The sequence below is a fragment of the Chthoniobacter sp. genome (assembly GCF_040003245.1).
GTDB lineage: Bacteria > Verrucomicrobiota > Verrucomicrobiia > Chthoniobacterales > Chthoniobacteraceae > Chthoniobacter.
In genome coordinates, this window is the sequence record NZ_JBDUCX010000127.1 from 1 (window position 1) to 18,820 (window position 18,820).

General features: G+C 62.0%; 22 protein-coding genes. 7 read left to right on the plus strand and 15 right to left on the minus strand.

Annotation, left to right across the window (positions count from 1 at the left end):
• The 3 genes from ABJF10_RS17575 to ABJF10_RS17585 all read right to left on the minus strand — a co-directional run.
• The coding region (locus tag ABJF10_RS17575; protein WP_348545897.1) for a hypothetical protein at window positions 1-318 on the minus strand (318 nt) is incomplete at its 3' end.
• Window positions 319-405: 87 nt separating this feature from the next.
• A complete protein-coding gene (locus ABJF10_RS17580) occupies window positions 406-1,248 on the minus strand; it encodes a class I SAM-dependent methyltransferase (protein WP_348545898.1) in 843 nt (280 codons plus the stop codon).
• Window positions 1,245-2,210: an OmpA family protein gene (locus tag ABJF10_RS17585; protein ID WP_348545899.1), complete on the minus strand. Its 966-nt coding sequence runs from the start codon at window positions 2,208-2,210 to the stop codon at window positions 1,245-1,247. Before ABJF10_RS17585 ends, ABJF10_RS17580 begins: the two co-directional genes overlap by 4 nt.
• A gap of 211 nt (window positions 2,211-2,421) precedes the next feature.
• Here ABJF10_RS17585 and ABJF10_RS17590 point away from each other — a divergent pair, with 211 nt between their 5' ends.
• Window positions 2,422-4,176 carry a glycine--tRNA ligase gene (locus ABJF10_RS17590; protein ID WP_348545900.1) on the plus strand — a complete coding sequence of 585 codons (1,755 nt, stop codon included), beginning with the start codon at window positions 2,422-2,424 and terminating at the stop codon, window positions 4,174-4,176.
• A 3-nt stretch (window positions 4,177-4,179) separates the two neighbouring features.
• Here the strand turns inward: ABJF10_RS17590 and ABJF10_RS17595 are convergent, their stop codons facing one another.
• The 6 genes from ABJF10_RS17595 to ABJF10_RS17620 form a co-directional block, all read right to left on the minus strand.
• Window positions 4,180-4,833: an alpha/beta fold hydrolase gene (locus ABJF10_RS17595; RefSeq protein WP_348545901.1), complete on the minus strand. Its 654-nt coding sequence runs from the start codon at window positions 4,831-4,833 to the stop codon at window positions 4,180-4,182.
• Between the two features lie 60 nt (window positions 4,834-4,893).
• Window positions 4,894-5,799, minus strand: coding sequence for a hypothetical protein (locus ABJF10_RS17600; RefSeq protein ID WP_348545902.1), 906 nt, complete (start codon window positions 5,797-5,799; stop codon window positions 4,894-4,896).
• Window positions 5,800-5,851: 52 nt separating this feature from the next.
• The gene (locus ABJF10_RS17605) at window positions 5,852-6,427 is read right to left on the minus strand and encodes a dihydrofolate reductase (protein WP_348545903.1); all 576 of its coding nucleotides are present in this window, start codon (window positions 6,425-6,427) and stop codon (window positions 5,852-5,854) included.
• A 110-nt stretch (window positions 6,428-6,537) separates the two neighbouring features.
• Window positions 6,538-7,278, minus strand: coding sequence for a sigma-70 family RNA polymerase sigma factor (locus ABJF10_RS17610; RefSeq protein ID WP_348545904.1), 741 nt, complete (start codon window positions 7,276-7,278; stop codon window positions 6,538-6,540).
• Window positions 7,275-9,362, minus strand: coding sequence for a protein kinase (locus tag ABJF10_RS17615; protein WP_348545905.1), 2,088 nt, complete (start codon window positions 9,360-9,362; stop codon window positions 7,275-7,277). Before ABJF10_RS17615 ends, ABJF10_RS17610 begins: the two co-directional genes overlap by 4 nt.
• Window positions 9,363-10,123: 761 nt before the next feature.
• A complete protein-coding gene (locus ABJF10_RS17620) occupies window positions 10,124-10,918 on the minus strand; it encodes a thymidylate synthase (protein WP_348545906.1) in 795 nt (264 codons plus the stop codon).
• A gap of 89 nt (window positions 10,919-11,007) precedes the next feature.
• Here ABJF10_RS17620 and ABJF10_RS17625 point away from each other — a divergent pair, with 89 nt between their 5' ends.
• The 3 genes from ABJF10_RS17625 to ABJF10_RS17635 are packed head-to-tail and all read left to right on the plus strand — an operon-like array spanning window position 11,008 to window position 13,060.
• Window positions 11,008-11,445, plus strand: a complete 438-nt coding sequence (locus ABJF10_RS17625) for a hypothetical protein (protein WP_348545907.1) — start codon at window positions 11,008-11,010, stop codon at window positions 11,443-11,445.
• Between the two features lie 59 nt (window positions 11,446-11,504).
• A complete protein-coding gene (gene folE2 / locus ABJF10_RS17630) occupies window positions 11,505-12,296 on the plus strand; it encodes a GTP cyclohydrolase FolE2 (RefSeq protein WP_348545908.1) in 792 nt (263 codons plus the stop codon).
• A 14-nt stretch (window positions 12,297-12,310) separates the two neighbouring features.
• Entirely contained in the window at window positions 12,311-13,060 is a 750-nt protein-coding gene (locus ABJF10_RS17635; protein WP_348545909.1) for a hypothetical protein, read from the plus strand.
• 43 nt (window positions 13,061-13,103) lie between these two features.
• On the opposite strand, the gene ABJF10_RS17640 is transcribed toward ABJF10_RS17635, so the two are convergent.
• From ABJF10_RS17640 to ABJF10_RS17665, 6 genes are all read right to left on the minus strand, one after another.
• The gene (locus ABJF10_RS17640) at window positions 13,104-13,481 is read right to left on the minus strand and encodes a type II toxin-antitoxin system VapC family toxin (protein ID WP_348545910.1); all 378 of its coding nucleotides are present in this window, start codon (window positions 13,479-13,481) and stop codon (window positions 13,104-13,106) included.
• Window positions 13,478-13,729 carry a hypothetical protein gene (locus ABJF10_RS17645; RefSeq protein WP_348545911.1) on the minus strand — a complete coding sequence of 84 codons (252 nt, stop codon included), beginning with the start codon at window positions 13,727-13,729 and terminating at the stop codon, window positions 13,478-13,480. The genes ABJF10_RS17640 and ABJF10_RS17645 overlap by 4 nt, the downstream gene beginning before the upstream one ends.
• A gap of 54 nt (window positions 13,730-13,783) precedes the next feature.
• Window positions 13,784-14,482: a hypothetical protein gene (locus ABJF10_RS17650; protein ID WP_348545912.1), complete on the minus strand. Its 699-nt coding sequence runs from the start codon at window positions 14,480-14,482 to the stop codon at window positions 13,784-13,786.
• 342 nt (window positions 14,483-14,824) lie between these two features.
• The gene (locus tag ABJF10_RS17655) at window positions 14,825-15,118 is read right to left on the minus strand and encodes a hypothetical protein (RefSeq protein ID WP_348545913.1); all 294 of its coding nucleotides are present in this window, start codon (window positions 15,116-15,118) and stop codon (window positions 14,825-14,827) included.
• A 43-nt stretch (window positions 15,119-15,161) separates the two neighbouring features.
• Window positions 15,162-15,617 carry an ankyrin repeat domain-containing protein gene (locus tag ABJF10_RS17660; RefSeq protein WP_348545914.1) on the minus strand — a complete coding sequence of 152 codons (456 nt, stop codon included), beginning with the start codon at window positions 15,615-15,617 and terminating at the stop codon, window positions 15,162-15,164.
• 109 nt (window positions 15,618-15,726) lie between these two features.
• Entirely contained in the window at window positions 15,727-16,440 is a 714-nt protein-coding gene (locus ABJF10_RS17665; protein WP_348545915.1) for a M15 family metallopeptidase, read from the minus strand.
• A 709-nt stretch (window positions 16,441-17,149) separates the two neighbouring features.
• On the opposite strand from ABJF10_RS17665, the gene ABJF10_RS17670 reads away from it, so the two are divergent.
• The 3 genes from ABJF10_RS17670 to ABJF10_RS17680 form a co-directional block, all read left to right on the plus strand.
• On the plus strand, window positions 17,150-17,908 hold the full coding sequence (locus tag ABJF10_RS17670; RefSeq protein WP_348545916.1) for an ABC transporter ATP-binding protein: 759 nt from the start codon (window positions 17,150-17,152) through the stop codon (window positions 17,906-17,908).
• A gap of 20 nt (window positions 17,909-17,928) precedes the next feature.
• Window positions 17,929-18,327, plus strand: coding sequence for a hypothetical protein (locus ABJF10_RS17675; RefSeq protein ID WP_348545917.1), 399 nt, complete (start codon window positions 17,929-17,931; stop codon window positions 18,325-18,327).
• Between the two features lie 111 nt (window positions 18,328-18,438).
• A partial coding sequence (locus tag ABJF10_RS17680) for a tRNA guanosine(34) transglycosylase Tgt (RefSeq protein WP_348545918.1) occupies window positions 18,439-18,820 on the plus strand: 382 nt, incomplete at its 3' end.

Sequence of the window (18,820 nt, forward strand, 5' to 3'; positions counted from 1 at the left end):
AAGCCCTACGACCGCCAGCGCGGTAAACGACGCGGAAACCCATCGCCCCACCTCGACGATGCGCTGTTCCTGCAGCGGCACACCACTCACGTTCACCACCAGCTTCGTCACCGTGAGCAGCAGCATTGGGTGATGGTAGTTCCAATTCCCGGTGCGCACCTGCTCGACCTTCACCGCTTCGTCCGGATGGTAGAAGTAAGCGAATTGATTGTGCCGCGTATCGACGAGCAACACGGCGACGAAAAGGAGGATCGACCAAAGTCCCAAGGCCACCATAGTCCGTCCCCGCGTCTCGCCCCCGGGCACGACCTCACTCATGTCGCGAACGATTCAGGCGGGCCGGCAGTGGAAAAAGCATCGGGGGATTTTGCGAGACGCGCGGCGGCTTGTCACGCCTGACGCAGGCTATTGCTTCGTCAGCGTGAACACTCCGTAGCGCATCGCGCCCGTGCGGAACGCGATCCAGAGGCGCACGATGGTCAGGCCGAAGATCGCGTTCTGCGATTTCGGATCGAGGATGAAGCGGAGGTACGCCGGCTTGCGCAGCAGATTCACGAGGAACACGCGCACGATCATCGGCCAGGTGCGGGCGATTTGCCGGGTCACGTCCTGAAAGCGCTCGACGGCGAATCCCGCGTCGGCCGCGAGCTGGCGGTAGTCGCTTTCCGTGCCGAGATGCGGCATGCGGCCTTCGCGGCAAATGGGCTCGATCAACCAGCGCTCCTGGTTCGCGGTCGGGGCTTCGCACGCCAGCCAGGCATTCACCACCAGCCGCCCGCCGGGCCGCAAGACCCGCCGCGCTTGGGCGAAGAATCCCGGCTTGTCCATGTGCTCGGAGCTTTCGATGGCGATCGCCGCATCGAACGACTCCTCCGGCAGCGTATTGGTAAGCCAGTCGGCGAGCAAATAGGTGGGATTTCCCTTCCCTCCCGTTCGCGCCTGCGCGATCACATGCTGCGCCTCGGAAATCGTAATACCCGTCACTGCCGCGCCAAATTCATCCGCGATCAATTGCGCGGTCGCGCCGTAGCCGCAGCCGATATCCATCACCCGCATGCCCTTGCCGACCGCCGCTTCGCGGGCCACCAGCTCTGCCAATTGCCGCACCGCCTGCTCCCTCGTCTCGTCGCCGCGCAACCACAGCCCATGGTGCACGTGGTCGCCCCAGATATCGCGATAAAAACGATCCAGTTCGTTGTAATGCGACGCCACATCCGCCTCACGGATCTCCTTCCGCGAAGCGATCACTTCCCGTGCGTCCTGATCACGATCTCGACGCGCCGATTGGGCGCCTGTTCATCGATGCTTTTGTCCGGGCCGAGATCGGGGAAAGCCTCATCGTCCGCCTTGCCGACCGAGGTGATGCGCATGGGATCGAGGCCCAGATTGGCCACCAGCCAGTCGCGCACCGAATCCGCGCGCTGCTGGCTGAGGATGAGATTGGTGTCATGCGTGCCGGTGTGGTCCGTATGGCCGCTGATGATGAAAGTCGCCTTCGGGTTGCGCTTGATGAGCTGGCCAAGCTTTTGCAAATCCTGGATCGCGTTGGGCAAAAGCTCCGCTTTACCCCACTCGAAAAGCGCGCCGCCGCGCATGGCGATCGCCCGGTTGGCGATCGGACCGCCCACCTTGCCGAGCGCATCGTCCAAAGTAGCGCGGCCCGGGATGCCACCGCTGCTGCCCGATCCGCCATCCCCCAACCTCGGATTGGCCGGAAGCACGATCCTCGGCTGAGTAGCCGACCTCATACTCTTGTCCATGATCGAGCCCGCCACCCCGCTCAATTGCTTCTCCAGCGCGGCCAGGGAATTTCCCTGATTTTTCTCGAGCGACTCAAAACCGCTCAGATCGACCTTGGGCTTTTCCTGCACCAGCGGCGCGGTGGCCTCCGGCGCCGCCGGCGTCACGATGACGTCCTCCAGCGTCGGCGCATCCTTGGGCAGGGCGATTTGCTTCGGCTGCACCTTGTCGGGCAGCACCAGCTTGGTGTCCTGGTCTTGCAACTCGGGAATCTTCACCTGCCGCATCACGTGCATCGGCGGCGCGAGCTGCGCGGTGTCCGAGTTGCCGAAATTTTCGAGCTTCTTGAAATTGAAGAAGAGCAGCAGCGCCGCATGGATGAGCAGCGAAATGACCAGCGCACGCAGCAGCCATTTGCGCATGATTGGGAATTCCGCCGCGTTGGATTGGAAAGATTCGTACTGGGCCATGACGAAGTGAGGAGACGATACACAGGACACGCCGCGACGCGATGGAATATTAGCTCCTCGGGGGCGGTTTCTGGTTTCTGGTTTCTAGTTCCTGGTTTTCTACTGCGGGGACTGGGCACCGCGCGGAACTCACAACCAGAAACCAGAAACCCTTATCCCCCGACTTTCGACTTGAGAGTTGCCGGGGCCGCGAGCACTTTCGCCCTCCCTTATGAGCCAGCCCAAAGAAATCCCGCAGATGGAAAAGATCGTTTCGCTCGCGAAACGGCGCGGTTTCATTTTCCAAAGTTCGGAAATCTACGGCGGCATCAACGGCTTCTGGGATTACGGCCCTCTCGGCGCGGAACTGAAGCGCAACCTGCGCGACACTTGGTGGCGCGCCATGACCCGCGACCGGGAAGACGTCGTGGGCCTCGACGCCACGATCATCATGCACCCGGCCATCTGGAAGGCCTCGGGCCACGTGGATACCTTTAGCGACCCGATGAGCGACTGTTTGGTGACCAAGAAGCGCTTTCGCTCCGATCACGTCGAGTTGCAATCCGGCGTGGTCTATAAGTGGACCGGCGCGAAGGACGAAACGGGCAAGACTTCCGAAGATGCCTTCGCCGCGCTGCTCGCAGTGGGCAAGCCGGCGGAAAGCGCCCGCAAAGTCGCCGCCCAGTTCTATACCCTGCGCGGCCTCACCAATCCCGAATTGCTCGGTGAGACCACGGAGAAGGTGGAGAACACCCGCTCGTTTAATCCGGAAAACGGCGCCCAGCTTACCGAGCCGAAGCCATTCAATTTGATGTTTTCCACCTACGTCGGCGCGACCGCGACGGAGGCGGACAAAGCTTATCTGCGCCCCGAGACCGCGCAGGCGATCTTCGCGCAGTTCAAGAACGTCGTGGATTCCTCGCGCCAGAAAGTGCCCTTCGGCATTTGCCAGATCGGCAAGGCGTTTCGCAACGAGGTCACGCCGCGCAATTTCACCTTCCGCTCGCGCGAGTTCGAGCAGATGGAACTGGAGTTTTTCATCAAGCCCGACGAAGCGATCGAGGCGGTGTGCGGCAGTGTCGCGTCGTGGAACGAAAGCTCCGACCTTTTCGAGCCGAAAGACAACTGGGGCTGGGAACTGTGGCACCGCTATTGGGTCCAACAGCGCACTGCTTACTATGCGAGCATCGGCCTCGGCGCGGACGTGCTCGATTACCATTGGCAGACGAAAGAGGAACTCGCCCACTACGCCCGAGCCTGCGTGGACATCCTTTTCAAATTCCCCTTCGGCACCGAGGAACTCGAAGGAATTGCCGCGCGCGGCGACTTCGATCTCACGGCGCACCAGAACGCCAGCAAGAAGCCGCAGGAAGTCTTCGACGAGGAAGTGAAGAACGCCTTTGCCAAATGGACGGACGAGCAGCGCGCCGCGCTGGTCGAACGCAAAAAGTCCGAGCACCGCGCCAAGGAAAAGGGCGGCTTGAGCGACGCGCAAGTCGACGAATGGTGCCAGAAACTATTCAAGGGTTTCTATGTGCCGCACGTCATTGAGCCTTCGGCTGGTCTGGATCGGCTTGCCCTGGCCGTTCTTGCGGCTGCATACCACGAGGAAGACAAGCTCGACGTCAACGGCAAGCCCGAGAGACGCACTGTGCTGAGTTTTCATCCGCGTGTTGCGCCGGTGAAAGTCGGCGTCTTCCCACTACTGAAGAACAAACCCGAGCTCGTTGCGAAAGCGCGCGAGGTATTCGAGTTGCTCCGGCGTCACCTGAACTGCTTCTACGACGAAGGCGGAGCAATCGGCAAACGCTATGCCCGGCAGGACGAAGCGGGCACGCCCTTCTGCCTCACGATCGATTTCGATACGCTCGGTGAAAAGGGTGACGAGTTGAAAGACACCGTCACGCTGCGTCACCGCGACGACGGCTCGCAGGAGCGCGTGAAGATCAGCGAATTGCTCGGAAGGCTCTTGCCGCTCGTCAGTTAATCCCTACGAGCGCAACGCGTCGGCCACGACACGCATGCAGCGGCGGTCGAAGATCATCAGTGGATGCGCCATGACGGACATCCGGATGTTGTTCGCCTGTGGCATTTCCGAGCTGCGCTGCGGGATGATGACGAGATCGAGCGGGGTGTAGAGCGAGGTGAACTTCAACGTCTCGAGCCGGTCCGCGTCGGTGGCGAGATCCTGGAGAAAGGCGCTGTTCGGGCGCATCTCCCGACAGCCGCGATTGGGGATGAGCCGGGCGAGGATCGTGCCGTTGTGCGGGGCGGACAAGGTGACGAGGTGATCCACCCGCTCGAGGCCGCCCAGCCGCTGCACGTAATAGCGGCTCACGAGGCCACCCATGCTAAAGCCCACGAGATCGAAACGGCGCGTGCCAAATTGCTCGCGCGCGTAGGCGTCGATCTGCTGGGCCAGCGGTTCGAGGCCTTTCTGCGCCCACCGCGGCTTCAGGCTCAGCGTGTGCACCTCCCAACCTTCGTTCCGCAGATAATGCGCGAGCCATTGCATATTGCGCTCCGAATCGGCGATGCCGTGAATGAGAAGGACGGGGTTGCGATCCGGCTGCGGATGCGGAGGCGTTTTGGGAGAGCCATCAAAGAGCGACAACGTAGCCCCGAGCCAGACGGAGAGAAACATGCGCTGCCCTTTAGCAGCAAAGCGAGCCGAGCGCAAATGGCGGAAGGATCTCGGCCCGCTTCAAGCGAATGAATCCGACGAGGCACGCACGTAGGCCACGTAGCGGATGATCCCGTGCAGGATCAGCGGATTCGCGGCGGCGAAGATCATGCTCCGGTCGCGATTCTCGACGCTGATTTCCACGGCATCCCGCCCGCACTTCACCGCGATAATCTCGTCGATCTGGATCACGCGGTCATTGCCTGTTCCATCGTAGATCAGCCGCCTGTTGGTCACGGTGAGGGTTCCGGTGTCGATCTTCGTCATGCGGTCGCGGCCGTAGGATCGCCCCGGGAAACTCAGATACAGGTGACTCGTGGCGTGCCAAATGTAACCAGGCCGGTGATGGACCACGGTTCTCGTCTCGAAAAGAGCGGAAGCGGCGCAATAAAAAGGGATCTCTCCGCGCGGCAGCAGGACATTTGTCGCCACGATGGGAAGGTCGCCGCTCTCTTGGGCCAGCGCGAGGTACTTGCCGCAATCCGCACGCATCCGGCGCCACCGCCAGCGGCGCGCGATGTTCTCCAGCACGATGGCGATCACGACCACACCGAAAAGAAAGCCCAGCAGTTGGAAGAAGAACCGGCCATCGTCCGAAAGGTCAGTCCACCACCCGGATAAGGCATTTTCCGAGGCCTTGGCGCCAGGAGTCGGTGCGGGCGCTCGAACAGACTTGGAGGCTGGCGCCGGTATCGCCGCGAGTTCGTCCGCGAGGAGGAGCGGCCACCGTGGATCCTTGAGCAACGGCGCATTCGCACTGTGGCGCTTATTATATTCCGCGATGAAGCGCTTGTTGAAATCCGAGTCCTTGACCGCCAGCGCGGGGTATTTCTCGATCGCCTTGGCCTGCCACTGCTGGTCCGTCCCTTGAGCGAACGCGCTCACGCTCCAAACCAGGACCAGGAATGCAAGAATCACCGTCTTCATGATGTGGCGCAACTGAAGCGCAAATCCGCCGCGCAGACAAGATTGCACCGATTTACACGTCAATCCGCCGGTAGTGCTTCACCTCAAAATCCGCCGTGCGCAGCGGGATATCGTGCAGCCGCCAGCGGTCCTCGAACTCCGGAAAATACGCATCCCCTTCCACCTCGCGCTGCACCACGCTGAGATAGAGGTCGGTGCAGCGCTCGAGGAGCTGCGCGTAAATCTGCGCGCCGCCGATGACGAAGAGTTCGCGGTTCGGCCGCGCGGTTGCAAACGCGGCGGCGAGCTTGCGGGGGTCGCGCACCAGCCACACGTCGCGGGCGGTGAAGCGCTCGAAGCCCAGTTGATAGGGTCGCCCGAGGCGCGCTTTCCAATGGCCGATGCGGGCCGGGCCAAACGTCGCCTTGAATTGCGGGTCACGGGCGAGCTTCAATGGCGCGCGGGTCACGACGATGTTCGTGCGATTCGGCAGCGGCCGCCCCAGGCTCTCAAAGGTCTTCCGCCCCATGAGCACGAAATGCCCGGTGGTCAGTTTCTTGAACCACTTGAAATCCTCCGGCAAATGCCAGGGGATCTTGTTCTCGCGTCCGATGACGCGATTGAGCGACATGGCGGCGATGGCGATCAAGGGGGAAGTGGAGAGTGGAGAGTGGATTGTTGATAGCCGCGTATTCGCTCTTCCGCACGGCTGGACCAGCGATGGCTATCCACTATCCACTCGCAACTCTCAACTCTTCTCTAACCCAGGTCGCTGCTCGCAATGGCGATGAGATGCCGGAGTTCATCCGCGACATCCGTCGAATCATTTACTGTGGCGGCGATTTCGGCGCGGATGAGTTCGCGGAAGCGCACGCGCAGGCGGTGGATGGTCACTTTTACCGCCGTCCCGGATAGGCCGAGCACCTGCGCCGCTTCGGCCTGCGAGCAGTTCGCGCCACCGTCGAGCCATGGTTTCAGCGTGGTAAAAGTGGACGCCTTTTCCGTGTATTCGGCCTCCAGCGCGGCGAGGGCGCGGGCGATGAGCGTGAAGGCCCACTCGCGATCGAAGGCGAGGGTATCGTCGAGGGCCGCGGGCTGCGGCAGGCCGGGCGAGGTATCGGTCTCCGTGGCGAGCGGGACGTGCTCGGCGCCGCCGCCGCGTTTCCCCGCCACCGAGGCCGCGCGCTGCCTGCCGAGGTGATGTTTCAGTGCCCCGAGCAAGTAGCTGCGAAACCGTCCGCGCTCCGGCTCCGGCGCACCCACCCCGCCCGCGAGCAGGCCAGCGAAGAACGCGTGTGCCGCCTCGCGCGCCGCATCCTCATCGCGTCCCTCGCGGCGCAGAAAAGCGACCACCGGCGCGTAGTAGGCCGCACACAAATCCGAGAGGGCCGCTTGCGCCTCCACGCCTGCGCCGGACGCCCGGAGCACGAGCGTCCAGCGAGTGGGGTGAAAGGCGGAATCGGCGGGCGGACCGGCAGGAATTCGTGGGGCGGAGCTCAATCTTGTTTCGGCGCGGATTCGGGAGGAACGCTCGCGGGAGGTTTGGCGGTTGGTGGCAGGTTTGACCCGGGCATGGTTGGTGATGGGAACGCGGAAGTGCCGGTCGAGTGTCCCTCCCAATTAAAAGACCTGCCCTCGCTTTTGAAGTCGTAACTAAAATCGGTGGCTTGGCGGTGCAAATGCCTCAGGCCAAAAGACCACGCACCGATGAGCAGCAAGACCCCGCAGGCCACGCCCGCGGCCAGGAGAAACCCGCTGCGCATCGAGCGGCGTGCGCCGCCGTCGAAGGCCACACGCACTTCGCGACCGACCAGGACGGCGATGCCCCAGATCCCAAAGATCAAACCGATAAACAGGCCCGGCGGCGTGAGCAGGCCAAAGATCGCGGCCACCACCGCCAGACGATAGCTGCGCAGTTGCCGCATCCGCCAGGCGCCGAGGAAAGCCAGCGCCGGAACGATGGCGAGAATGAGGACCAGGGGCACGACCGTGAGCAAAGCCGGATGCACGCCGGTACCCGGTTGCGTCGCGAGGTGAAAGGAAAGTCCCGGACTGGAAAGGCTCGCCACATCTTCCGTCGGCGAGTTTTTCCAGCGGGCCACAAACACGGTCAAATACAGGACCTTTCCGAGCAGCAGCAGATTAAGGGATGCGGCCAGCATCAAGCCTGCGGCCGGTACGGTAACGCGGCGCCGCACGTCGCCGGGCACGAGGCCAAAAGCGGACTTCACCTCGCGGCGCGTCAGGACGACGAGCGCCCAGATGCCGAAGATCACACCGATAAACATGCCCGGTGGAGTAATGATGCCGAGAATGGCCCCGACCATCGCCCCACGGTGACCGCGCAACCGGCGCATCCGCCACGCGCCGATGAAGGTGAGCAGCGAGAGACCGAGCACCGGCCCGATCCAGAACAAAGCCGGATGCATGTCCATCGCCGGATGGGACGTGAGGGAAAGCGACCAGTGCGGGCTGGTGTAGTGCGCCACATCTCCTTCGGGTGTGGCCTCCCAGCCGACGAAGAACAGGAGGAAGCACATCCACGCGCCGTAGAGCAGTACGTTCAGCGACGAAGCGACCATGAGGCCGATCGCGGGCGCCGCGACCATCCGGCGCACGTCGGGAAGCCCGCTGTTTTCGACCGGCGCGGACGCCGTGACCGAGGCACCCGCCTTGCCCCCGAGCGTCTCGACCTGCGTCTTCACCTCCCCCGCGCTTTGCTGCCGGAGGGCGCGCTCTTTTTCCAACGTCTGCAAGACGATCTCATCGATCCGCGCACCCACTGCCGCGCGCTCGCTCGGCGCGGGGAAACGGCCCAGCGGGAGTTCGCCGGTGAGCATTTCGTAAATGACAACGCCGAGGCTGTAGATGTCCGCGCGGTGATCCACATCGTGCGGCTTTTCGTGCTGTTCGGGGGCCATGTAAGCCGCGCTGCCCAGCGCCGCTCCGGTGGCGGTGAGCGTGAAGTCGCGCCCCGGGTCGCCGACGATGCGCGCGATGCCGAAGTCGGCGATTTTCACCCGGCCCTGCGCATCGAGCAGGATGTTCTCGGGCTTGATGTCGCGATGCCACACGCCCTGCGCGTGCGCCGCCTGAAGCGCGTCGCAGATGCCCGGGACGACCGCGAGCGCCTGCGGCGGTGTGAAGCGGCCGGCGCGCATCGCCTGGCGAAGGTTCACGCCATCCACGTACTCCATGAACAGATAGAAGAATCCACCGCTTTCCCCATGCTCGAAGACGGTGACGATATTCGGATGGTTCAGCTTGCCCAGCACCCGCGCCTCGCGGGCGAAGCGCTCGGCAAAGGCCGGATCGCGCCCCAGCTCGGGCGAGAGGATTTTCAACGCGACCCTGCGATCGAGCGAAGGTTGCCGCACTCGATAGACAAAGCCCATCCCACCCTGCCCGATGAGCGCCTGCACTTCCAGCGATGGAAAAGCCGCCGCCACCGCTTCCAGCGACGGAGCGGTGCGACCGGCCGGCGCCGGCTCCTCCGCATCGCGGAGAAGGCACGCGGGACAGAACCCACCCGGCGCATTCGCGGGGATGGGAGCTTGGCAGGTAGGACAGATTATCGTGTTCACGCAGGTTCCTGACGGACGCGGCGCGGGGGGTTACAGGAATCTTTGGAAAAGTGGATAGCCGTCGCCGGGACTACCGCGCGATCATAATCGGGTTTCTTGATCTTCCATTGATGCCCAAGGCCTGTGTTTAAAAAAACGCGCACCTTAAATCGGCTTAACGGGGCTTAAGGCACCTTAAAACCGCCTCTCTTTCTTCGCCCAAGGGTCCTTGATTTGCATCGACCTCGCGCCGCGGGTTTCCGGTGATGCCGCTAAATTTCTCACACCTTGATCGCCTTGATCGCCTTGATTTGGCTTGATCCGGCTTGATTGCCGACCAACGCCTTGGCCAGCCCGATGGCTGGCATCGGTGAGTGGGGCGATGGGGGATGGGGAGACGAGAAAAAATGGGGGCACGATTAGATACGATTAGGCACGATTACTCTGGATTGCGGTTAGCCGAGCGGTCTCCAAAGAGGGATCAATCAGGAACCAGACGAACCACCTCCGCCCGCCTCCGGGGTTTGCCCCCATGGCACCATGGGCGTTTATGCCGCCCATCTCCGCCCTGGCATCATCTGCAGTTCGCCAATCATTGGCTCCTACTTCCTGCTTTCCTGATTCCAACATATTCGACGGGAAGTAGGCGGCTTGACGGTGGTGGGCGTGGTGGAAAGTCCTCGGCATTCATGCGGGGAAGTATGCCATGACTCGCCGCAAAATGTGCATGGCTCCATGGGTTCCATGGGCTCCATTGCGGAAAATCACATTCCACGCGCCTCCTAGACCGCGATCGGCGCCTTGATCGCTGGATACGGATCGTAGCCGCTGAGCGTGAAGTCTTCGTAGCGAAAGCCGTGGATGTCGCGAATGGCCGGGTTGAGCGTCATCATCGGCAGGGCACGCGGGGTGCGGGTGAGTTGCTCGCGCGCCTGGTCGAGATGGTTCGCGTAAAGGTGCAGATCGCCGAAGGTGTGGACGAAATCCCCGGGAGCGAGACCGGTGACTTGCGCAACCATCATGGTGAGCAGCGCGTAGCTGGCGATATTGAAGGGGACGCCGAGGAAGAGGTCGGCGCTGCGCTGATAGAGCTGGCAGCTCAGGCGGCCATCGAGCACGAAGAACTGGAAGAGGGCGTGGCAGGGCGGCAGGGCCATGGAGGAAACCTCTCCGGGATTCCACGCGGAGACGATGAGGCGGCGCGAATCGGGATTTTTTTTGATCGCCGCGATCACGTCGTCGATCTGGTCCACGCGCCCGCCATCGGCCGTGCGCCAATCGCGCCATTGCGCGCCGTAGACGCGGCCGAGGTTGCCTTCGGCGTCCGCCCATTCGTTCCAGATGGTAACGCCATTTTCCTGGAGATAGCGCACATTCGTATCCCCGGCCAGGAACCATAAAAGCTCGTGGATGATGGACTTGAGATGGAGTTTCTTGGTGGTGAGCAGCGGAAAACCGGCGGAAAGATCGAAGCGCGCCTGCGCGCCAAAGACCGAGTACGTGCCCGTGCCCGTGCGGTCGGGCTTGAAGCGGCCTTGGTCGAGAACGAGGGAAAGAAGGTCGAGGTAGGCGCGCATCGTGGGAATTGCGGCAAATGCAAACACACTGTCGAACTTTTTGCGAAATAGAAAACCTGAGCGATGATGGATGCGAATCCGATTGTGTTATGAGTTTGCCGCCCGCCGCCCGTCCGATCCTCGAGCGCATGGCGTACTTCTTCTACCTGGCTCTGCTGGTCTGCTCGATCGGCATCACCTGGCTGGGCTGGATGGTGGGCTGCATCACGGGGAATTACACCGCGATGTTCTGTGCGCTCGGCGGGCTGCTGTGCACCCGGTGGCTCCACGTCCATGGCCACGCCCACTGGCATTTCCAGGAGTGCCAGGCGGCCCTCGATTCGGTCCACGCGGGCAGCCCCTGGCCCCGGCCCGGGCAGGAAGAGCAGCTTTTCGGAGAAATCGAAGGGCTCTTCACGAGGATGGACACCGAGCCCGACGTCTGGACGCGCGGCGAACTGCGCCGGGAAATCGCCACCCGCCTGGCCGCCGTCCCAACTCTGCGCGAGGAGTTTGCGGAAAGGCTCGCCCAGCATCCGGAGCTTTGAACCGCGCCCCGTCTTTCCCTCTTCGCGCGGCGCCCGTTTGTGCTATGGAGTCGGCGCCGATGAAGCAACTCACCCCTCTCACCGACACCCAGGCGCAACGCGACGAACGCCGCATCCCGATCGATCGCGTCGGCATCCGGGCGCTGCGCTATCCCATGCAGATCCGCGACAAGGCGCGCGAGGTGCAGCACACCATCGCCACCACCACGCTCACGGTCGACCTGCCGCACCAGTTCAAGGGCACGCACATGAGCCGCTTCGTGGAAGTGCTCACGGAATTCGGCCCCGAGCTGCACGTGGACAACATCCACACCATCCTGCGCGAATTGACCACGCGCCTCCACTCCGTCTCCGCGCACGTCGATTTCGAGTTCCCGTTTTTCCTCACCAAGCACGCCCCCGTGACCCGCTCCCCGGGCATGATGGACTACACCGCGCGCTTCGCCGCCACCTTGGAAAAGGGGATCGTCGATTTCGTCCTCACCGTCATCGTGCCGGTCACCACGCTGTGCCCGTGCTCGAAGGCGATCAGCGCCCATGGCGCCCACAATCAGCGCGGGCAGGTCACGTTTTCCGTGCGCTTCACCGAACCGCTCTGGATCGAGGACCTCATCCGCCTCGTCGAGGAGAGCGCCTCCAGCGAACTTTACAGCCTGCTCAAGCGCCCGGATGAGAAAGCTGTCACGGAACGTGCTTATGAGAACCCCGTGTTCGTCGAAGACCTTGTCCGCAATATCGCCGCCCGCGCCAACGCCGTGCCCGAAATCACGTGGTACCGCGTCGAGGCGGAGAATTTCGAGTCGATCCACAACCACAACGCCTACGCCCTGATCGAGCACCGCAAAGAATAGGAAAATAGCCCTCCATGTTTTACCGCGCCGTCGCCATTTTCATCGTGCTCTTCTGGCTGGCGATGACTGGACTGCTGGTGCATCAGGAATTGCGCCCCGGCGACTCGACCCTGCGCGAAGTGCCGCCGGCCCATGTGGTGAAGCTGGTCTTCATGCACCACCAGACGTCGACGCTGAATATCTACAGCGACAAGCTGCGCCTCGGTCAACTGGTCATCATCCCCGAGCTCCGCGACGACGGCCAAAGCCGCGACCTGAAATTTCAGGGCGATCTCCAGATCCTCATCCCCGGAGGCAAGCGCGAGCGCATCGCGTGGAGAGGCCGGCTGGAAATGGACCGGCTGCTCACCGTCAAACGATTTCAACTGGCCGTCGACACGCACACCCCCACCGACCTGACGTCGGAAATCACCATCCTGCCGGAGAAAAACCTCGCCCGCTACGAATTGCGGGCCAGCAACGGCACGATCGAGCGGCAGGATTACACGCTCGACGAACGCGGCGCCCGCGCCGCCCTCGAGCAGGCCGGCATCGACGCCTCGCTGCTACCCATTTCCAATAAAAAGCAGGTGTCCCCATCGGTGGAAATCAAGGCGCGCCAGTCGACCCTGGTCGTGCCCGGCGGGCGGATGGACACCTACCTGGTGACGATGGAAAGCAACGGGCAGACCTTGCTCGAATTCCATGTGGACCAGCTCGGCCGCGTCGTGCAGGCCAACACCCTCCTCGGCTACACGCTCTCCCCCGACGCCACGACGCCGTAAGAACCTCGCGCCAACTCCGTGATCATGGGCTCGCCGAAGCTGGCTACCAAGTCACGCGGAGGATGCCCGGTACGAGATCGAAATGCTTGTCTCGGCTGACAATCGGCAACCCATGCTGCACAGACAGCGCGGCAATCCAAAGATCGTTGAACGGGATCGGCGTGCCGGCTCGCTTCAGTTGGTCGCAGAGCTTCGCATAGGGCAGAACCGTCTCCGCATCGACCGGAAGAATATCCGCCATGGCCTGTAACCCATCGAGTGCCGGTTCGATGACTTTACGCAGACGCGACCCGAACAGACCAAAGCGGTATTCGCCCAAGACGATCACGGGCAGACTGATTTTTACCGCCTTGGCGACAATCGCTTTCAAAGGCGGATCTCCTTCGAAGAAGGCCGAGAGCGCGTTGGTATCGAGAATCATTTCCAAGCCTCGGGATCGATGCGCTCGAATTCGTCGTTGATCGCCGCATCGATCCGGCGCAATTCCGCCGAGTGCTCTTTCATTGCCCCAAAATGCTTCATCCAGCCGGGTTGACCCTCTTTCTCCGGCTTGGCGAGCTTGTCACGCAACGCTTCGTTCACCAGTTGTTTCAGCGTCTGGCCCCGGGCAGCGGCGGCCGCCTTGGCTTTACGGAAAAGCAGCTCTGGAATCTCGAGTGTCGTCTTCATCGAAGAGAGTGAACCATATTTATGGGTGCCCGGCAAGGACGCGAGAGCGCGAAACTATGAGGCCGGCGCGGCCCGCTTCATAGCCCCGCCCACGGCGCGGATCGCGAGCACGTGCAGCACCACCGCCAGCGGCACGAAGAATCCGGGGATGAACATGAAGGGGAAGGTGCCGATCATCAGGTTCGGCACTTCGGTGTGAACCAAGTGGAGTGGCCCGGGAGCGGTCAGCACGGCGCGCGCCACGATATTCGCCAGGATGAGCAGACCGACTCCATTCCAGACCAGCGCGACGCGCCTGCCCATCCCGCCTCGGGTCGCGACCCACGCGATCAGGGGCGCCGTAGCTCCTACATAGATGTCCACGTTCGCCCCGGAGAAGGTCAGCATCTTCGGCACGAGGCCAGCGTGCCAGAGTTGATGCAGGAATAGTTCGACGCCCACGCGAAAGACTTGCGTCCCGAGCAGAATCCATAGCGGAAATGCCTGGGCGAGGTGCGCTCCCGCGGTCGACCGCGTCCGCACGATGAAAAGCACGAGCAAGGCGATGACCGGAAGGAAGAGAAAGACCGGCCCCGGTGGACGCATGGTCACATTGCGAATCACGCCAAAGTACCCAATGCAGCCGACGTAAAGCAACCACACGAGCAATCCCGCCGCGAAGACGGAGGCAGACCGGCGGTCCAGATAACGGGCACTCAGCCCGATCACGACCGCCACCATCAACACCACAAATCCGCAGAATAGAATCGTCATCGTTTTGGGGACGCCGTTCGCGACAGCGCACGGATAGCCGTTAAGAATTCCATCTCACCTCGTTCTTGTGTCCGCAAGACGGGCAGACTCCACCTCCACTCAGCTCGCATACTTGACGCGCCTCTGGGATATTGAGAAGTGACAAGAGCGCGCCCGCGAGAAATGCCCCACCGATGGCCCACATCACAATGTGGAAAACAAAGAAACCGACCATTCCACACGCCACCGCCATTACTGCGAACAACACGGCGTATGCTAGCAGCGATGAAGGAGGGTCGCAATGCCCCGGATACCCCTGCTGATAGTTCGCCCGAAACTTCTCCTGACATTTACCACAGGTGATCAAGCGAGTTCCTCCCCGACCGTCACCAAAGTGACGCCTTTAGGAAGCTCCTCCGGCCGACTCCAGGTGAAGAAAAAAACGCCGTGGTGTGGATAGAGGAAACAGACGCGCTTGGGCAGAAAACCTCGGGTGGTGAGAATGACCAACGGATGCTCCTCCCGGGCGACGACGCTCCAAAATTTCTTCTCTGAGAGCAAAATCCAGACTCTGGCTGGTTTCCGCCAGCGATCAAAGGTCCCGGAAATGGCCACGATGAAAAGAATCGCCCAGAGGAAAAAGTAAGGATCGTTCATGTTATCACGCGTGGAAGTCGCCTAACGATTCGGCGAAATTGGGTTACTCATGTGCACCATACGCGCGCAAAAGCGCGACCAATTCAGTTTGCTCGGTGGATTCGGCAGCCGATAAAGGAGTGCCTTCGCCGCGGGCATTGGGGTCCGCTCCACGCGCAAGCAGGAGCCTGACCACGGCCGGATGCCGTCGCCAGCAAGCGAGGATCAATGGGTTGCTCATGCCGTGCCGGTTGGGATTCGCACCGTGGTCGAGAAGAAACCGCACAATCTCCTCATGACCGGAGTAGGCAGCGGCAGTGATCGCCGGCAGCCCTTCCGGGGAGGGGGTGGCCTCGATATCGACGCCCATCGCGACGCAGCGCCGGACCACGGCCAGATCACCGGCAAAAGCGGCGTTGGACAATTTCCATTGGAGAAAGTGTTGAGCAACAAACCACCCGATGGTCGCTACGGTCGCGACCGAAATGAGGATGCCGATCGATCGTCTCTTGGCGTTCACGGATAGTGGGCGAGTCGCCTAACGGTTCCAATCTTGGCATCGGCTGCGAGGGGTGTCGATTGCAACCGTTAAGGTCCGACGCAATCTGCTGCAGCGCATGGTTTACGTCCTACGAGCCGAGAATGGTTTCATTCGCGGACCAATGCCAGGGCTCATAGATAAAACCATACCGGTTGCCCCGCGAATACGGCATCGAAAAATCAAACGTTCCGGCGTGCGCGGCCAGCCAGGCAAACTCCGGCGTGCCCTCAAACGCTTCGGTAAGCGGGTCGCAGCCCGAGGCCGTGAGGTCAATGGCTCGGCCCGTGTGATGCTCGCTGTAACCCGGCGGCGCGCTGACCCGGAGAATCTGGGCGACGGACTCGCCGGCCGCCAGCTTGCGCTCCCAAATCTGCCGCTGGTACTCGACGCTGCGAAAAGCGGACACCAGCAACAAACTCACGCCCTGCTGTGCCGCGGCCGCCTGCATCGCCTGCCAACGCGCCGCCACCTCCGGCGTGAGCCGCTGGTCTCGACCATAGATGTCGGCTCCCACCGAGAGCAAGTCGGTCGCCTCCCGTTGCAACGGAACACCCGAATCGGAGCCATAGGATGCCGGAATACCCAGTTCGAGCAGAATGGCCGCAACACGCTTTTCGTAGGGCGCATGGTCAGGCGTTTCCGAGCGCATGGCGTTGGAGTTCTGCAGCGACACGCATGGAACACAAAGCAGATGCTCGAGCTTTGGGTGTTGCACGGTCAAGTGCAGCATTGAATGTGCGGCGTCCAAGCAGTGATCGAAGCCGTATAAGAATGGAACCATGATCGATGCTTCCTTCACCATCGGTCTGTGTGCTGAACTCTACGAGTGAGATAAGGGCGTGAAGGTCGTGCTGCTGTGCTCTCTGGAGATGCCCGGCGTAGTCGAAGCGGCGGCTCCGGGCTTCGGTTAGAACGCTAGCTGTCGGCGACACTACCACGACGGAACGCGTCGAGATAGAACCGCACGCACACAAAGTGAATCCGGCGATGCAAAAGCAAAGGTTGAAAACGATTTTGTTCACGAGAGATTCTCTGAGCCGCCTAACAGCCTATTGAACCGAGTGAAAAGAGAATCAGAAGGCGGAGCTTTAAAAGGAAAGCCCGGGGACAGGATCGCGGCAAGACAATTGGCAAACGTCGCTCCGCGACGGTCACCCTCGCGGAGCAACCAACCCGGTAGGGAAGCCGCGCCGCCGGGTTCCCTCGCATGTGGTGTGGGAGCGTGGTGGGTGGTGGGACGACCCAGCGGGGCAGTTCCGCGCGCAGGACTGGCGAGCCACCGCCACTTTTCCACACACCCAAATGTGGTAACCGGCGGCGCGGATTCCCTACCGGGGTTTGATTTTTCGGCGCTCGCGCTGCGGGCGGGAGCGGTTTACCCGAGTCGAAACGCCACTGGTGTTTGAGCCCCACACCGAAGCCCGGCAATTTTTCCGTTGCCACCGGCTCAGGCTGCCCTCTTGTATCGGCTTCCGCCGCTCTTCACGTTTCCCAAACCACCTTCGATTGCCTTGATCTCCGTCCGCAGCCTCAAAAAGAACTATGGCTCGCTGACCGCGGTGGACGGGCTCGACCTGGAAATCCCGTCCGGGGAGTTTTTTGCCTTTCTCGGCCCGAACGCCGCCGGGAAGACGACCACGATCAAGATGCTCACCGGCCTGCTCCGGCCGACGGAGGGCGAGATCACCATCGGCGGGTTCGACATGCTGCGCGAGCCCAACAAGGCCAAGGAGCTGCTCGCCTACGTGCCCGATTTTCCCTTCCTCTACGAGAAGCTCACGGCCTCGGAATTCATGCAGTTCGTCGGCGATATCTTCCGTCTCGACCGCAAAGTCATCGCCCAAAAGGCGGATGAGCTCTTCGAGAAATTCCACCTCGACGAATACCGGCATGAACTGACCGAGAACCTCTCCCACGGCACGCGCCAGCGGCTGGTCATCTCCTCGGCGCTGTTGCACGATCCCAAGGTCTTCATCATCGATGAGCCCATGATCGGCCTCGACCCCATGCACGCGCGCATCGTGAAGCAGGAACTTCGCGCCCGCGCCGAGGCCGGCATGACCCTGTTTCTCTCCACCCACCAGCTCAGCGTGGCGGAGGAAGTGGCGGACCGTGTCGGCATCATCCACCACGGCAAGCTGATCGCGCTCGGCACCGTGCAGGAACTGCGCTCGCAAGCCCACGAGACCGGCGCGCTGGAGAAGGTCTTCCTCTCGCTCATCGACCAGGAGGAAGCGCATCGGGAGAAAACGGCGGGACTGAGCGATTGAGCGGATAAAGGCCGGACCCCATGAACGCCGAGTCGCATCCTCCCGCGCGTTCCGTCGCTTTCCACATTCTGGAAGCGCTTGCTTGCGTCTTCCCCCTCGCCGGCCTGGGCGCCATTGTGCTCGTCAATTTTTTCCACGGTCAGCGCTCGGACTTTGGAACGGGCAATTGGGATTACGAGTTCGTTTTCGGAACCGTGCACGTGGCACCTTCCTGGATTCTGGCGGGGCTGATTCTGCTCTTTGTCGGGTTGCCCATCGTGATTGGCGCCGTCCGGGCCTCCCACACTTACGAACGCCGCTTCGACCGGCCCGGGCAGTGGGTGCTCTTCGGCCTGATTCTATGCGTCGGCATCGTCTTCAATCTCCTCGTCTTCATCTTCTGCTCCTGCATCCATTGGAATAGCAGCAAACCGTTCTAGATCCTCCGGCCACCGGCAGAGTTTGAATTCGGTGCCGCCCGGTCTATCGTCCGCGCCCCGGCCGCAGCGATCTTCCTCCTTCATCCCTCATCCTTCATCCTTTGCCCTTCAATGTTCACGCTCCTTAAGACCGACACTGCCACCAAGGCCCGCCGCGGCCGTCTCGTCACCAATCACGGGGTGGTGGAGACGCCCATCTTCATGCCCGTGGGCACGCAGGGCTCGGTGAAGGCGGTGTCGCCCGCCGAACTGCGCCAGGTCGGCGCGCAGATCATTCTCGGCAATACCTATCACCTTTTCGTCCGCCCGGGCATGGAGGTGATGAAGCACTTCGGCGGCCTGCATCGCTTCATGAACTGGGATGGTCCCATCCTCACCGACTCCGGGGGCTTTCAGGTCTTCTCCCTGGCCAAGCTGCGCAAGATCACCGAGGAGGGCGTGCACTTTCAAAACCATCTCGATGGCGCGCCGTGCTTCCTCGGCCCGCGCGAGG